The organism is Oceanibaculum nanhaiense (assembly GCF_002148795.1).
Taxonomy (GTDB): Bacteria; Pseudomonadota; Alphaproteobacteria; order Oceanibaculales; family Oceanibaculaceae; genus Oceanibaculum; species Oceanibaculum nanhaiense.
This window is the reverse complement of sequence record NZ_MPOB01000004.1, coordinates 91,685-107,310: the sequence shown is the minus strand read 5'-3', so window position 1 is coordinate 107,310 and position 15,626 is coordinate 91,685. Positions and strand designations below refer to the sequence as shown.

The 15,626-nt window shown below is 64.7% G+C and carries 14 protein-coding genes; 7 read left to right on the top strand and 7 right to left on the bottom strand.

Annotated elements, in window-relative coordinates; translation table 11 throughout:
- Positions 1-7: 7 nt before the first annotated feature.
- From BKM74_RS07975 to BKM74_RS07960, 4 genes are all read right to left on the bottom strand, one after another.
- Positions 8-511, bottom strand: coding sequence for an SUF system Fe-S cluster assembly regulator (locus BKM74_RS07975; protein ID WP_086465180.1), 504 nt, complete (start codon positions 509-511; stop codon positions 8-10).
- A 128-nt stretch (positions 512-639) separates the two neighbouring features.
- The gene (locus BKM74_RS07970; protein ID WP_086465179.1) at positions 640-1,440 is read right to left on the bottom strand and encodes an aspartate dehydrogenase; all 801 of its coding nucleotides are present in this window, start codon (positions 1,438-1,440) and stop codon (positions 640-642) included.
- 1 nt (position 1,441) lies between these two features.
- Positions 1,442-1,792 (bottom strand): arsenate reductase, encoded by a 351-nt coding sequence (locus tag BKM74_RS07965; RefSeq protein WP_086465178.1) that lies wholly within the window; start codon positions 1,790-1,792, stop codon positions 1,442-1,444.
- 38 nt (positions 1,793-1,830) lie between these two features.
- Positions 1,831-2,955 (bottom strand): M14 family metallopeptidase, encoded by a 1,125-nt coding sequence (locus tag BKM74_RS07960; RefSeq protein ID WP_086465177.1) that lies wholly within the window; start codon positions 2,953-2,955, stop codon positions 1,831-1,833.
- A 452-nt stretch (positions 2,956-3,407) separates the two neighbouring features.
- On the opposite strand from BKM74_RS07960, the gene BKM74_RS07955 reads away from it, so the two are divergent.
- Positions 3,408-4,631, top strand: a complete 1,224-nt coding sequence (locus BKM74_RS07955; RefSeq protein ID WP_086465497.1) for a polyhydroxyalkanoate depolymerase — start codon at positions 3,408-3,410, stop codon at positions 4,629-4,631.
- A gap of 9 nt (positions 4,632-4,640) precedes the next feature.
- On the opposite strand, the gene BKM74_RS07950 is transcribed toward BKM74_RS07955, so the two are convergent.
- Both BKM74_RS07950 and BKM74_RS07945 read right to left on the bottom strand, forming a co-directional pair.
- Entirely contained in the window at positions 4,641-5,348 is a 708-nt protein-coding gene (locus tag BKM74_RS07950) for a GntR family transcriptional regulator (RefSeq protein WP_086465176.1), read from the bottom strand.
- An 8-nt stretch (positions 5,349-5,356) separates the two neighbouring features.
- Positions 5,357-8,314, bottom strand: a complete 2,958-nt coding sequence (locus BKM74_RS07945; RefSeq protein WP_176342451.1) for an FAD-binding and (Fe-S)-binding domain-containing protein — start codon at positions 8,312-8,314, stop codon at positions 5,357-5,359.
- A 317-nt stretch (positions 8,315-8,631) separates the two neighbouring features.
- Here BKM74_RS07945 and BKM74_RS07940 point away from each other — a divergent pair, with 317 nt between their 5' ends.
- The 6 genes from BKM74_RS07940 (at position 8,632) to BKM74_RS07915 (ending at position 14,853) form a co-directional block, all read left to right on the top strand.
- On the top strand, positions 8,632-9,825 hold the full coding sequence (locus tag BKM74_RS07940; protein ID WP_086465175.1) for a pyridoxal-phosphate-dependent aminotransferase family protein: 1,194 nt from the start codon (positions 8,632-8,634) through the stop codon (positions 9,823-9,825).
- 128 nt (positions 9,826-9,953) lie between these two features.
- Positions 9,954-10,934, top strand: a complete 981-nt coding sequence (locus BKM74_RS07935) for a TRAP transporter substrate-binding protein (RefSeq protein WP_086465174.1) — start codon at positions 9,954-9,956, stop codon at positions 10,932-10,934.
- A 92-nt stretch (positions 10,935-11,026) separates the two neighbouring features.
- Positions 11,027-11,548, top strand: a complete 522-nt coding sequence (locus BKM74_RS07930; protein ID WP_086465173.1) for a TRAP transporter small permease — start codon at positions 11,027-11,029, stop codon at positions 11,546-11,548.
- Positions 11,545-12,828, top strand: coding sequence for a TRAP transporter large permease (locus tag BKM74_RS07925; protein WP_086465172.1), 1,284 nt, complete (start codon positions 11,545-11,547; stop codon positions 12,826-12,828). The genes BKM74_RS07930 and BKM74_RS07925 overlap by 4 nt, the downstream gene beginning before the upstream one ends.
- Positions 12,829-12,848: 20 nt before the next feature.
- Positions 12,849-14,069 carry a CaiB/BaiF CoA transferase family protein gene (locus tag BKM74_RS07920; RefSeq protein WP_086465171.1) on the top strand — a complete coding sequence of 407 codons (1,221 nt, stop codon included), beginning with the start codon at positions 12,849-12,851 and terminating at the stop codon, positions 14,067-14,069.
- Between the two features lie 73 nt (positions 14,070-14,142).
- Positions 14,143-14,853 carry a type 1 glutamine amidotransferase domain-containing protein gene (locus tag BKM74_RS07915; RefSeq protein ID WP_086465170.1) on the top strand — a complete coding sequence of 237 codons (711 nt, stop codon included), beginning with the start codon at positions 14,143-14,145 and terminating at the stop codon, positions 14,851-14,853.
- Between the two features lie 13 nt (positions 14,854-14,866).
- Here the strand turns inward: BKM74_RS07915 and BKM74_RS07910 are convergent, their stop codons facing one another.
- Positions 14,867-15,619 (bottom strand): 2-keto-4-pentenoate hydratase, encoded by a 753-nt coding sequence (locus BKM74_RS07910; RefSeq protein WP_086465169.1) that lies wholly within the window; start codon positions 15,617-15,619, stop codon positions 14,867-14,869.
- Between the last annotated feature and the right edge of the window lie 7 nt (positions 15,620-15,626).

Here is a 15,626-nt window from a genome sequence, read left to right as displayed (position 1 = left end):
CTATGCCTCACTGCGCGCGGACGTCGTCGCGCCGCGCCGCCAGAGGCGGGAACATCTCGAAAGCCGACGGTGTCGACAACATTTCCTGCAGCGTCACCGCCGACAGCGCCGCGCGGATCGCCCGGTTCACCTTGTCCCAGTTGCCGCGCATGGCGCACAACGCCTCCACATCGCAGCTGCCGACAGCGCCATCGACACAGGCCGTCAGCGCAATCGGCCCTTCCATCGCGGTGATGATATCGGCCACGGTAATCGCCCTGGGATCGCGGCTCAGCGTGTATCCGCCGGCCACGCCGCGCTGCGAGGCGATGATCTTGCCGTGCGCCAGCATCTTCAGCACCTTGGAGACAGTCGGCAGCGGAACGCCGGTATCCTGGGCGAGCTGCGCCGCCGTCCTGGAACCGGTCGGGTCGCCCGCCTTCGCGCCGGAAGACTCGGAAGGTTCCCGCAGCTGGGCGAGCTGCCCGAGCACGACAATCGCGTAATCCGTCAATCGGTTGAGCCGAATCATGTTTCTGCCTTCTTGCGGCGCCAAAACCGGTCATTCATAAAACTGGACCGGATTAGTACGATATAATTAGCACCGGTCAAGAAGAATTCAAGCGTCACAAGCGCTTGCGAGCGATTCGCAAGGTCTTGTCAGAGGCCGACGACCATGGGTGAGGCAAGCTGACGGACGGTCTTCACAACCGCCATGGCGACAATCTTCCCGGTCTTCGGATTGTCCTCGGTCGGGACGACATCCTCGACGAAGCGGAAGCTGCCGAATACGCCGTGCGCCTCCACCTCGATGATATGGGTGGTGATCGTGGTGTCAGCGATGATGGTGAGGTGCGTCTTGTCGAGGCCAAGCCCGGCCAGCGCCACCGCCGCCGAGATGTTCACATTCTGCGGGAAGAGCCTTGCCCCTTCGCGCGCCGAGCCTTCGAACAGCACGGTCGGCTCCGTCATCGCGTCGAGGTCGAACTTTTCCTCCGCGATGGTCCCGACCCAGGCGGTGGGATCCTTGCGCACCACCATCCGTACGCTGTCCAGCCCGCCGACGGCGGCGGCGGACAAGATGTCCAGCGCACCGATACCGGCCGAAGCAATGATCAGGCGGCGGCCGAACCGCGCCGCCGCGTCGGTCAGCCGCTCCAGCAGCTCGGGGTCGGTGGCGAAGGCACCGATGGAGGTGACGACCAGATCGGCGCCGCTCAGCAGCACGCGCTCGCCATAGTCGCGCAGCGCCTGATGGCCGGCCACTTCCAGCACGGCGTCGAACTGCTGCTGAAAGAACTGCTCCGGCTCGGTCAGGATGATCGGCCCGTCCGGCCCCAGATCGCGTACACGGCGCGCCAGAACAGCCGGAATCTTCACCAGATCGTCGCCGGCGAAGGCGGTGCAGACCGCCTTGCCGATGGCGCCATAGCCGATCAGGCCAAGCCGGCGGATCGCCATCTCAGAGCCGGCTTTCCAGGGCGGATACCTGCTCCGGCCCGAAGCCGACCAGCCGGCGGTCGCCCAGATCGATGACCGGGCGCTTGATGACCGACAGGTTTTCCAGGATTGACGGTACCGGATTCTGGCCCTGCAGCAGCGCCTGGGTGGCGTCGTCGAGCTTGCGCCAGGTGGTGCCCTTGCGGTTCACAAGCTTGTCGGTGCCCAGTTCCTTCACCCAGGCCTCGGCGGTTCCGGCGTCCAGCCCCTGCTTCTTGAAGTCGTGGAACTGATAGTCCACGCCCTTTTCCTCCAGCCAGACACGCGCCTTCTTCACCGTGCCGCAGTTCGGAATGCCATAGAGCGTAATCATCTTCTCTTCCCTCTCTTGATCCTACAGCGCCGCCGCCCCTACAGCTTCGACGCCATCGGCAGCAGCACGTCGATGACCGACGCGCCCAGCCGCATGGCGCGCTCCGGCGACCAGCCCTCCTCCGGGCGCGGCGTGTCGGCGGTATCCTTGAAGGGCTGCTCCAGCGTCATCGCCAGCACGCCCTGGAATTCCGCCAAATAGCCGGTGGAGGTGGTGAGGTTACCCTTGCCCGGCGCCGATGGCGGATAGCCATGGGCGGTCTGGAAGTCCGGGTTGAGCGCAGCATAGCGATCCTTGAATTCCTCCAGCAGCGCAAGCCGCTCCGGCGTTACCGAGGGCACGCCCTCGAAACCGGCAATGAAATTATACGGCAGCACCTCGTCGCCATGCACGTCGAGGCAGAGTTTGATGCCGGTCTCGATCATGCGCTGGCGGACATGGAACACTTCCGGGCTGCGCTCCAGGCTGGGATCCTTCCATTCCCGGTTCAGATTGGCGCCCGTTGCGTTGGTCCGCAAATTGCCGCGCCGGCTACCGTCCGGGTTCATGTTGGGAACGACATAAAGCACGGCGCGTTCCAGCAGCGCGCGGGACGCCGCATCCGCCGGGTCGAGCAGCCGGTCGAGGAAGCCCTCGACCCACCATTCGGCCATGGTCTCGCCGGGATGCTGGCGCGCGATCACCCAAAGGGCCGGCTTGCCCTCGCCCGGCTCGCCAATCTCCAGGATGTCGATATCCTGCCCGTCCAGCGTCCTGCCCGGCACCTCCAGCGCGACCAGCGGCGAGGTCAGCGCATCGGCCACCAGATCGGCGTGCCGTTCCATCGAATAGGGTGCGAAATAGGCGTAATAGACCGCATCCGAGGTCGGCACATGCTCGATGGTCATGATCTTGCCGTCGAACCGGGTCGGCACGCGGAACCAGTCCTGCCGGTCATAGGAGGCGACGGCGTGATAATTCTCGAAGCCGCCCGGATAGGACACATCGCCGGCATTCTCGATGACCAGGGTCAGCGCCCGCCCTCGTGTCCCGGTGACGCGGAAATAGAACCATTGCGAGAAGTCCGCCGCATTATCCTTGCGGATGCGCAGGCGGGCGGTGGCGTCCTGCAGGGAGACAACCTCGATGTTGCCGCCATCGAAGGCGCTGCTGATTGCGATCATGGAAAACCTGACGGGCTAAGAAATTCTGGACAGAAACACGGAAACGGCACGAACCCTACCCTCCCCCAAGCGCAAAGCCAATGCCGGCTGTTTCGGGGCCGGCTTATCCGGGACGGGCATCTTCGCGGCGAGGCGTCATGCCCCTTGCACATAGGACATCCGCGCCGCCAGTCCATGGCCGTTGCGCATAAAGCAACAATATAAAATGCCAGCTAAGGAGCGGCAGCGCGAACGCGTGCCGGCTTGACGCAAGATTTGGTTGCGGTCACTGTATTTGCCACGAGTATTAGATATTATAGGCAAACATATCGATTCGAACCTGGAATCGGCCTTAACCAATCCGAAGGGATTGGAGCCCATAATCAAAAACGAGGAACGCACCACCGGTTCAGGATACCCGGCCGCCGATACCGGCAAGGCTAGGGTCACCAGGCGGAAAGGCACAAATGAATATGCTCTACCATCTCTATGAGATGCAGCAGGCGGCGCTCGCCCCTGTGCGTATCATGACCGACGCGACCCAGGCGCTGATGCGCAACCCCTGGATGCCGCTCAGCTACACGCAGTGGGGCCAGTCGCTGGCCGCCGGCGCGGAAGTGCTGGAGGGCGTCATCAAGCAGCGCCACAAGCCGGAATGGCGCCTGCATACGACGCAGATCGACGGCAAACCCGTGCCCGTGACCCAGGAAGTCGTCCTCAGCCTGCCCTTCTGCGACCTGCTGCATTTCAAGCGCGATGCCAAGGCGCTGAACGATCCGCAGGTATTGGTGGTCGCGCCGATGTCCGGCCATTTCGCGACATTGCTGCGCGGCACGGTCCAGGCATTACTGCCGGGGCACGACGTCTATGTGACCGACTGGCACGATGCGCGGGGAATCCCCGCCTCGGAAGGCAGTTTCGACCTCGACTCCTATATCGACTACCTGATGCAGTTCATGCGGCATCTGGGCCGCGACATTCACCTGATCGCGGTCTGCCAGCCGGCCCCCATGGTGCTGGCCGCCGTCTCGCTGATGGCCGCCGCCGGCGACACGGCGCAGCCCCGCAGCATGGTGCTGATGGGCGGCCCGGTCGATACGCGCGCCAACCCCACCATCGTCACCCGCTTTGCCGAAAACCGGCCGCTCGACTGGTTCGAAAATCACGTGGTGACCACCGTGCCGCTGCATTATCCGGGCGCTGGCCGGCGGGTCTATCCGGGCTTCATGCAGGTCGGCGCTTTCATTTCGATGAATCCGAGCCGGCATCTCCATGCCCATATCGACCAGTTCAAGCATCTGGTCCGCGGCGATGGCGAATCGGCGGACGGACACCGCCGCTTCTACGATGAATATCTGACGGTGCAGGATATCTCGGCCGACTTCTACCTCGACACGGTAGAGCGGGTGTTCAAGCTGCACCTGCTGCCAAAGGGCACGCTGCGCTGGCGTGGCCAGCGGGTCGATCCCGCCGCCATCACCAAGACCGCGCTGATGACCATCGAGGGCGAGTTGGACGACATCTCCGCCCCCGGCCAGACGCTGGCGGCGCATGATCTGGTGACGAAACTGCCGAAATCCATGCAGGAGCATTATCTGCAGAAGGGCGTCGGCCATTACGGCATCTTCAACGGAAGGCGCTGGCGCGAGCAGATCATGCCGCGCATCGCCGCCTTCGTGCGCCAGCACGAAAAGTAGGAAGCCCGGTTACTCGGCCGCCTGAGTGGAATCCGAAGCAGCCTCATAGGCCTGCTTCAGATGCTGGTATTTGTTCCTGAGATGATCGGCCAGCAGCCGCGATAGCAAATCGGCATCGCGCTTCACCAGCGCGCCCAGGATGTCGTTATGCTCGGCGACCGCATGGTCCCAGCGCTCGCCGGACAGGTTCGCCATGTAGCGGAACCGCCGGATGCGCCCGTTCAACGCGCCATAGGTCTGCGCCAGCGTGGCGTTACCCGCGCCTTCGATGATCGCCAGGTGGATTGCCTGGTTCAGCTTGAAATAGAGATGCAGGTCGGCGCGGGCATGGCAGGCCAGCATCTCGTAATGCAGCGCCTTCACCTCGGCGATGGCCGCATCGGTCATGCGGCTGGCCGCCAGCGATCCCGCCAGCCCTTCCAGCGCCACCATCACCTCGACGATCTCGTCCAGCTCCACCACGGTCAGCGGCGCGACGACCGCGCCGCGATTGGGCAGCAACTCGACCAGTCCTTCCGAAGCCAGCACCTTCAAGGCCTCGCGCAGCGGCGTGCGGGAGATGCCGAAACGCTCGCACAGGATACGCTCGGGCACGCGCTTGCCGGGCTCCAGCTCGCCCTCGACGATCAGGTCGCGCAGCCGCTCCACCACCTCGTCATGCAGCGAGCGGCGGGCGATGCGCTGTTCGGTAACCGTATCGGATGTCAGCAGGGCCATGGCGTATCCTACTCCGTCGCCAGCGCCATTTCGAGCACCCGGACCACATGCACGGCTTCCCGTGCCGCGCCATCGTGAATCTGATGCCGGCACGACGTGCCGTCGGCGACCAGGATCGCGTTTGCGTCGGCCTTGCGGATGGCCGGCAGCAGCGCGGCCTCCGCCATCTTCATCGAGACCTCGTAATGCTCCGCCTCATAGCCGAAGGCGCCGGCCATACCGCAGCAGGAGCTGTCGATGGTTTCGACGTTCAGGCCCGGCACCAGCTTCAACACCTGCTGGACGGCGGGCATCACGGCAAAGGCCTTCTGGTGGCAATGGCCATGCAGCAGCGCCTTGCTGGCGGCGATCGGCTTCAGGGCGAGCTTCAGCCGGCCCTCGCGCGCCTCGGCGGCCAGGAATTCCTCCAGCAGCATGGCCTTGGCCGCCAGCGCGTCAGCCTCCGCCCCCGGATGCATCGAGCGGAACTCGTCGCGCAGGGTGAACAGGCAGGACGGCTCCAGCCCCAGCACCGGCACGCCGGCCTCGATATAGGGTTTCAGCGCCTCCAGCATGCGGCGCGATTCGGCTTTCGCCTCATCGACCAGCCCGGCCGCCAGGAAGGTGCGCCCGCAGCACAGCGGCCGGTCCTCCGGCGGGGTGGCGAAATGCACCCGGTAGCCGGCGGCGGTCAGCACCGCCACGGCGGCGCGGGCATTTTCCGCATCGAAATAGCGGTTGAAGGTATCGACGAACAGCACGACCGCCTCGCCATCCGCCGGCCCTGTGGAAATGCCCGGCGCGCGGAAGGCGTCCGTGCGCCATTGCGGCAGGCTGCGCCTGGCGCTGAGGCCCAGCAGCTTTTCGGTGAGCAGCGGCAGGCCCGGAATCCGGTCGCGCAGATTGAGCAGCGGCGCCAGCTTCGAAGCGAGGCCGGCATAGCGCGGCAGGAAGGCAACCAGCCGGTCCTTCAGCCGCAGCCCGTGCTTCTTGCGGTAATGATGCAGGAATTCGATCTTCATCTTCGCCATATCGACGCCGGTCGGGCATTCGCGCTTGCAGCCCTTGCAGCCGACGCAGAGATCCATGGTCTGGTACATGTCGTCGGACAGCAGCGCATCGGGGCCAAGCTGGCCGGACAAGGCGAGCCGCAGGGAATTGGCTCGGCCGCGCGTCACGTCCTTCTCCTCGCCGGTGGCACGGTAGCTGGGACACATGACGCCGGGATCGGCCTTGCGGCAGGCGCCATTGTTGTTGCACATCTCGACCGCACCCGAGAGGCCGCCCCACTCGCTCCAGTCCAGCGCCGTCTCCAGCGGCTGGATGGCATAGCCGGGCTTGAAGCGGAACAGGCTGCGGTCGTCCATCTTCGGCGCGCGGACGATCTTGCCCGGGTTCATCATGCCCTCGGGGTCGAAACTGTCCTTCACTTCCTCGAAGGCGCGCACGATGCGGCTGCCATACATCGGCTCGTGGAATTCCGAGCGCACGATGCCGTCGCCATGCTCGCCGGAATGGCAGCCCTTGTATTCGCGCACCATGGCGAAGGCTTCCTCGGCGATGGCGCGCATGTTCTTCGCGCCCTCCTCGGTCTTCATGTTCAGGATCGGGCGCACATGCAGCGTGCCGACCGAGGCGTGGGCGTACCAGGTGCCCTTGGTGCCGTATTTGGTGAAGATGTCGGTCAGCCGCTCGGTGTAGTCGGCAAGGTCTGCCAGCGGCACCGCGCAATCCTCGATGAAGGAGACGGGTTTGCCGTCGCCCTTCATCGACATCATGATGTTCAGCCCCTGCTTGCGGATTTCCCAGATCTCGCTCTGGAATTTCGGGTCGGTCGCCTCGACCACGGCGCCTGGGAACCCCAGATCGCCCATCAGCTCGACCAGACTGGCCAGGCCGCGCAGCTGTTCCGCCTTGTCCTCGCCGGCGAATTCGACCAGCAGCAGCGCCTCCGGCTCGCCGACGACGAACTTATCGACGGTCTCACGGAAGGCCGGGATGTCGCGCGCCAGATCGATCATGGTGCGGTCCACCAGCTCCACCGCCGTCGGCCCCAGCTTCACGATGTGCTGGGTGGCTTCCATCGCCTTGCGGAAGGTCGGGAAGTGGCACACGCCCAGCGCCTTGTGCGGCGGGATCGGCTGCAAATCCAGCTGGATGCGCTGGAACCAGCCCAGCGTGCCCTCGGAGCCGACCAGCAGATGGGACATGTTATGCCCCTCCGGCCTGATCGTCTCGATGTTGTAACCGCCGATCTTGCGCAGGATATCGGGGATACGGGCCCTGATCTCGTCGGCCTCGCGCAGGCCGAGCGCGCGCATCTTCTGCACGATTTCCAGATAGCGCGGATTGCCCTCCAGCCCATCCAGATTGCCCGGCACCGGACCGAAAAACGCCTCGGTACCATCCGCCAGAATCGCCTCGATGGCGCGGACATTATGCACCATGTTGCCGTAGCGCAGGGACCGCGAGCCGCAGGAATTATTGCCGGCCATGCCGCCGATGGTGGCCCGGCTGCCGGTCGAGATATCGACCGGGAAGAACAGGCCGGTGCCCTTCAGCTGCTTGTTCAGCTTGTCCAGCGTGATGCCGGGATGCACCCAGGCCGTCCGCGCCTCCGGATCGACCGAGATCACGTCATTCAGGAACCGGCTGTGGTCGATGACCAGCGCCTCGTTCACCGTCTGCCCGCATTGCGAGGTGCCGCCGCCGCGCGGCAGCACGGGCACGCCCTCATCGCGCGCAATGTCCAGCGCGCGCAGGACATCCGCCTCACTCCGCGGCACGACGACGCCCAGCGGTTCGATCTGGTAGATCGAGGCGTCGGTGGAATAGCGCCCGCGGCTGAAACCGTCGAACAGCACATCGCCTTCCATCTCCCGGCGCAGGCGCGCGGCGAGGCCGCTATCGCCCGGCGCGATGCGGGCCTTGCGGGAAGAAGAGGCAGGCTTGGATACCGGCTTGGCGGCTGGCTGGATGGCGGACACGGGATCGGGCTTTCCAGTTATAGGGGCCAGTTACAGGCGGAGGATGCGAGAGTTGCGCGCTTCACGGGCGAACGCAAGCGATTGCAGGAAAGCCTAGCATTTTGCATGCAAAATTCAACGCACGCCCTGAACCACCTGATGCGAATCCTGCAATATCGGCGATTTCGTTGAAAATGCTGCATTGCAGAACAGTGACGCGCCGGTAATGGCAGCTTGACATACCCCGGCAAATTGCATGCACTATGCAAATCAACCGCAATCGGGCTGCCCTTGGACACCCCCTCTGGGCGCCAACTCAGACAAAGAAGATATCGATCATGACCTACCGTGCCGGCCGCCATTTCCTGCAGATTCCTGGTCCGACCAACGTTCCCGACCGGGTGTTGCGCGCCATCGACGCGCCGACCATGGATCATCGCGGGCCGGAATTCGGCGTGCTGGGCAAATATGTGCTGGACGGACTGAAGCCGGTATTCAAGACGAAGAATCCGGTCATCATCTTCCCGGCCTCGGGTACCGGCGCGTGGGAAGCCGCGCTGGTCAACACATTGTCGCCCGGTGACAAGGTGCTGATGGTCGAGACCGGCCACTTCGCCAGCCTGTGGCAGGAGATGGCGGGCCGGCTGGGCCTGACCGTCTATTTTGTGCCCGGCGACTGGCGCGGTGGCGTCGATCCGGCGCTGATCGAGGCCAAACTGACCGAAGACAAGACCCACACCATCAAGGCGGTGTGCGCCGTGCATAACGAGACCTCGACCGGCGTGACCAGCCGCATCGGGCTGATCCGCAAGGCGATCGACGCCGCCGGCCATCCCGCGCTGTTCCTGGTCGATACGATTTCGTCGCTCGGCTCCATCGACTACCGCCATGACGAGTGGGGCGTGGATGTCACCGTCGCCGGCTCGCAGAAGGGGCTGATGCTGCCGCCGGGCCTGTCCTTCAACGCAATCAGCGACAAGGCGATTGCCGCGTCGAAGAAAGCCGGCCTGCAGAAATCCTACTGGGACTGGGCGCCGATGCTGGCGGCCAACGAGAAGGGCTATTTCCCCTACACCCCGGCGACCAACCTGCTCTACGGGCTGAAGGAAGCCCTCGACATGCTGCTGGAGGAAGGGCTGGACAATGTGTTCGCCCGTCATGACCGGCATGCCGAGGCGACCCGGCGCGCGGTGCGCGGCTGGGGTCTGGAAATCCTGGCGAAGAACCCGGAGGAATATTCCAGCGCGCTGACCGCCGTGCTGATGCCGGACGGCCACAATGCCGATGCGCTGCGCAAGATCATCCTGGACAAGTTCGACATGTCGCTGGGCGCCGGCCTCGGCAAGGTTGCCGGCAAGGTATTCCGCATCGGCCATCTGGGCGATTTCAACGATCTGGCGCTGGCCGGCACGCTGTCCGGCGTCGAGATGGGGCTGAAGCTGGCCGGCGTGCCGATCAAGGCAAGCGGCGTGGCGGAAGCGCTGGCCTATCTGGGCGAGGCCAACACCGGGGCGAAAAGCGCCGCCGCCTGAGGCCACTGGACTAGATAAAATGCGCGACAACTAATGATGGCGAGGCACACCGAAATACAAGCATAATCCGATGGAAGAGCCGGCACCAAGACCGGCCCCATACATCAACAGGAGATGGAGGAAACGTCATGAGGAAACTGTTTATCGCAAGCGCCGTGCTGCTGGCCGGCGGGCTGGCCATGCCGGCCCAGGCGCAGATGGAGCTGAAATTCGGCCATGTCGGCGGCCCGGGCTCACTGTTCGAACTGTCGGCCAACGAGTTCGCGCGCCGCGCCAACGAGAAGCTGGGCGGCAAGGCCAAGGTCGTCACCTTCGGCTCCAGCCAGCTTGGCGGCGACAAGGAGCTGCTGCAGAAGCTGCGGCTCGGTACCGTCGAGTTCGCCCTGCCCTCGACCGTCATGTCATCCGAGGTCGATGCCTTCGGCATGTTCGAGATGCCGTATCTCGTGAAGAACCGCGAGCATATGAAGAAGATCGAGAAGGAGGTGGTGTGGCCCTCCCTCGCGCCGATGGCCGAGGCCAAGGGCTACAAGGTTCTGGCGGTGTGGGAAAACGGCTTCCGCCACATCACCAACAATGTCCGCCCCATCGTGAAGCCGGAAGACCTGAAGGGCATCAAGCTGCGCACGCCGAAGGGCAAATGGCGCGTGAAGATGTTCCAGAGCTATGGCGCCAACCCGTCGCCGATGGCCCTGTCGGAAGTGTTCGTGGCGCTGCAGACCGGCGTGATGGACGGGCAGGAGAACCCGCTGACGCAGATCTACTCCACCAAGTTCCAGGAAGTGCAGAAGTACCTGTCGATGACCGGCCATGTCTATACCCCGGCCTATATCGTGGCGGGTGCGCGCAAGTGGGACTCTCTGCCGGAGGATGTCCGCAAGGCGCTGAGCGAAGCCGCCAGGGAAACCCAGCCCTACGTCTATGAGCAGGCGGTGAAGCTGGAGGACGATCTGCTGGCCAAGATCAAGGCTGCCGGCGTCGCGGTGAACGAGGCCGACAAGGACGCCTTCATCGCCGCCAGCAAGGAAGTCTATGCGGAGTTCGGCAAGGATGTGCCGGCCGGCGGCAAGCTGGTCGATCAGGCCATCGCCCTCGGCACCGGAATGTAACCACACTGCCATGACGCCCTGTCGGCTGCCGCCGGCAGGGCTTTTTTTTGCCCACCCCAAGCCTCGTTTCCGCTAGCCAAGGATCGCCCACAGTGTTCGCCGCCTTGAGGACCGTTTTCGAAAAGACCCTGACGGCTTTCGTCATCTTCCTGCTCGCCAGCCTGACGGTGATCATCATCATGGGCGTCACCTACCGGAAAATGGGCTGGTCGCTGGTCTGGTACGACGAGGTCGCCTCGATCATGCTGGCCTGGCTGACCTATTACGGCGCCTCGCTGGCCGCCCTGAAGCGCGCCCATATCGGCTTTCCCGGTCTGGTGAATGCAATGGCGCCGCAGATGCGTGTGGCTGCAGTGCTGTTCGCCGAGGCCTGCGTCATCGGCTTCTTCGCCATCCTCGGCTGGTTCGGCTGGGAGGTGCTGCAGATCCTGCAGGGCGACACGCTGGTTAGCCTGCCGAACGTCACCACCACCCTCACCCAGTCGGTCATCCCGATCGGCAGTGTGCTGTTCATCCTGGCGCAGCTGTTCAGCCTGCCCGAAGTGCTGGCGCAGGCGCGCGGCGGGGGCATTCTCGATCACGAGCAAAAGCAGCTTGAGGAGGCGCTGCGATGATCGTCGCGGTCATGTTCGTGGCGCTGGTCGCCCTCATCCTGCTGAACGTTCCCATTGCAATCTCGCTCGGCATCGTCGCCATGGCGGCGATGATCTACTCGTCGGGCATGGAATCGATGCTGAACGCGGCGCTGGTGCTGTTCAACGGCGCCACCAGCTTCCCGCTGCTGGCAATCCCGCTGTTCATCCTGGCCGGCGCCATCATGAATTCCTCCAGCCTGTCACGCCGGCTGATCGCCTTCGCCTCGGCGCTGTTCGGCTTCGTGAAGGGCGGCCTGGCGATGGTGAATATCGGCACCTCAATGTTCTTCGCGGAAATCTCCGGCTCCGCCGTGGCGGATGTCGCGGCGATGGGCTCGATCCTGATCCCGGCGATGAAGAAGAAGGGCTACCCGAAGGAATTCGCGGCCGCCATCACCTCCTCCTCGGCGACGCTGGCGGTCATCATCCCGCCCTCGATCCCGATGATCCTCTACGCCGTCATGGCGGATGCCTCGGTGGTGCAGATCTTCGTCGCCGGCATCGTGCCCGGCATCCTGGGCGGCGGCGGCATGATGGGTTTGGCCTACTGGTATGCCCGCCGCTACAACTATCCGGTCGAGGAAGTGTTCAGCCTGGCCCGCCTGAAGGAGACCTTCAAGGAAGCCGCCTGGGCCTTCCTGTTGCCGCTGATCATCCTGGGCGGCATCTTCGGCGGCTGGGTCACGGCAACCGAGGGCGCCGGCCTCGCCGTGGTGGCCGCGCTGTTCATCGGCGGCGTGATCTATCGCGAACTGGACCTGACCCATCTCTACAACTCGATGATGGAAGGCGCGATCCAGACCGCCGTGGTCATGCTGCTGGTGGCGACCTCCGCCCTGCTCGGCGTCTATCTGACCGAACAGCAGATTCCGCAGAAGCTGGCACTCTGGCTGTCCTCCATCACCAGCGACAAATACGCGGTGCTGGCGATCCTGAACGTGTTCTTCCTGGTGATCGGCCTGTTCCTGCACTCGGCTGCGGCGATCATCCTGGTGGTGCCCATCGTCATGCCGCTGGTGAATGCGGTCGGCATCGACCCGGTGCATTTCGGCCTGGTGGTCACGCTGAATCTCGGCATCGGCCAGCAGACCCCGCCGGTCGCCAGTGTGCTGATGACCTCCTGCTCCATCGCCAAAGCGGATATGTGGGCGGTGACGCGGGTCAACCTGCCCTTCATCGGGGTTCTGTTCGCCGTGCTGATGCTTGTAACCTATGTGCCGGCCGTGCCGATGGCGCTGGTCGAACTGTTCTACCGTTGAGAGTGAGTGATTAGGAAATCATGCCCGCACGGCAAAAGGGGCCGCTTTCCGGCCTGAAAGTCATCGAACTGGCGCACATCATGGCCGGGCCGGTCTGCGGCCTGATGCTGGCCGATATGGGCGCCGATGTGGTGAAGGTGGAGAAGGTGCCGGGCGGCGACGATGCGCGCCGCTTCGTGCCCCCGCTGATCGAGGATCAGCCCGCCGCCTATATGATGATGAACCGCAACAAGCGGGGCATCGCCCTCGACCTGAAGACCGAGGCCGGCAAGCAGGCGGTGCGCCGGCTGCTGGAGGGCGCCGATGTGGTGATCGAGAATTACCGCATGGGCACGATGGAGAAGCTGGGCCTCGGTTATGAGGAGCTGCGCAAGATCAATCCCGGCCTGATCTATTGCGAGATTTCCGGCTTCGGCCGCACCGGCCCCTATGCGGATCGTGGCGGCTTCGACCTGATCGCCCAGGGCATGAGCGGCCTGATGAGCATCACCGGGGAGGGCGAGGGCCGCCCGCCGGTGAAGGTCGGCGCGCCGGTCACCGACATCACGGCGGGCATCATCGCCGCGATGGGCGTGCTGGCCGCCTATACCAGCCGGCTGAAGACCGGCGAAGGCCAGAAGGTCGATACCTCGCTGTTCGAGGCCGGCATCGTGCACACCTACTGGCAATCGGCGATCTGCTTCGCCACGGGCGAGACGCCGCAACCGATCGGCTCCGCCCATCCGCTGAACGCGCCCTACCAGGCCTTCCCGACGCAGGATGGCTGGATCAATATCGGCGCCGCCAACCAGGCTAACTGGGAGCGCCTGCTGAAGGCCATTGAGGCGCCGCAGCTGAACAACGATCCGCGGTTTTCCAGCAATGCCAGCCGGATGACCAACCTGCCGGCACTGGTCGAGATCCTGAACCCGATCTTCCAGACCCGCACCACATCCGACTGGCTCGCCCGGCTGGAAGCTGTCGGCCTGCCCGCCGGCCCGGTCCTGACCATTCCGGAAATGCACCGCGACCCGCAGGCGCTGGCGCGCGGCGTCATCACCGAGGTCGAACATTCGACACTGGGTCCGGTAAAGACCATCGGCCTGCCCATCGCCTTTTCCGGAACGCCGGGCGGACCGCAATCGGGTGCCCCGGTCTATGGCGAACACACCGCCGAAGTGCTGCGCGAGGCCGGCTACAGCGACGCGGAAATCGCCGCCATGCTGGCCAGCGGTGCGGCAATCGCCACCGCGACAAGCTGACGCCCACCCCTTACAATCGCGGCGAAGCCTCTTATCTGGGAGTCATGTTTCCGGAACCCCAAGGAGGTTTCCCATGACCAATCCCTTCCTGTTCGTCGTCACCGGCCATACCGAACTCGGCGATACCGGGCGGCAGACCGGCTTCCATTTCGAGGAGCTGAGCACCCCCTACTACATCCTGCGCGATGCGGGCTTTGAGGTGATCTTTGCCTCGCCCGCCGGCGGCGAGGTGAAAGCCGATCCCGGTTCGCTGAAGCCGCACGGCGAAAACGTCAATTCCGTCGACCGCTTCCTGGATGACGAGAAGGCCATGCAGGCGCTGAAGAGCACCGCCCGCACGGATTCGATCAAGGCGGACGAGGTTTCCGGCATCTATCTGCCGGGCGGCCACGGCACCATGTGGGATCTGCCGAAGGATACGGCGCTGGCCAAGCTGGTCGGTGAGCTTGATGCCGCCGGCAAGCCGGTTGCCGCCGTCTGCCATGGCCCGGCGGGCCTCGTCGAGGCCAAGCGTCCGGACGGTACGCCGGTGGTGAAAGGCCGCCGCGTGAACGCCTTCACCGATGCCGAGGAGCGCAAGGTGGAGCTGGAGGACGTCGTCCCGTTCCTGCTGGAAACAAAGCTCAGGGAACTGGGCGCGGAATTCGAGAATGCCGGACTGTTCGAGACGCATGTGGTGCGCGACGGCAACCTCATCACCGGTCAGAACCCGGCTTCCGCGAAGCGGCTGGGCGAGGCGCTCCGCGGCGCGCTTCTGGCCAGTACCCGCCAGGCGGCGGAATGAGGCCGCCGAATAACTAGCTGATCTTGACGGAAACGCTGCCGACGCCTGACAGGGTGGCGACAATCTCGCCGCCCTGCGGTGCCGGCAGCATGCCGACATAGGAGCCGGTGGTGACCACCTGCCCGGCGCGGATCGTATGGCCGCGCGCAATCAAATTGTTGGCCGCCCAGAGCGCCAGCCAGCGCGGATCGCCCGCCGGGTTGCCGCCGGTCTTCTCGATCACGGTCTTGCCGTCGATGGTGACGCTGGCGGTGATGCCCTTCAGGTCCAGCCCCTGCCAGTCGCGCAGCGCCACCCCCACAACCAGCCCGCCATTGAGCTGGAAGTCGGCCAGCTTGCTGAGCGGGTCGAGATTCTCGATGTCGGCGAAGCGGCTATCGACGATCTCGATGGCCGGATGCGCGCTCTCGATGGCTGCCAGGATCGCCGCATCGTCATAGGGTGCGCCAGATGCCGGCAGGTCACGGCCGAAGCGGAAAGCGACCTCCGCCTCGATGATGACGATGTTGAACCGGTCGCGCGGCAGGCTCGCCCCACTATCGATCACATCGCCCTGCTGGATCGGGGCTGACAGCGGATTATCGGCCGGCGATTTCGCGCCGATCTTCCATGCACCCACCGGCCCCAGCGCCTGCGTCACACCGTCCTGAACCGCATAGGAATCGGCCACCGAGCCGGGTCGTGCCCCCTCCGGCAGCGCCGTCAGCCGCGTGCGGCTGCGCCGCGCCTCCAGCAGGGCCGCAATCGCGGCGTCGGGTCGGAACATCAGGGCC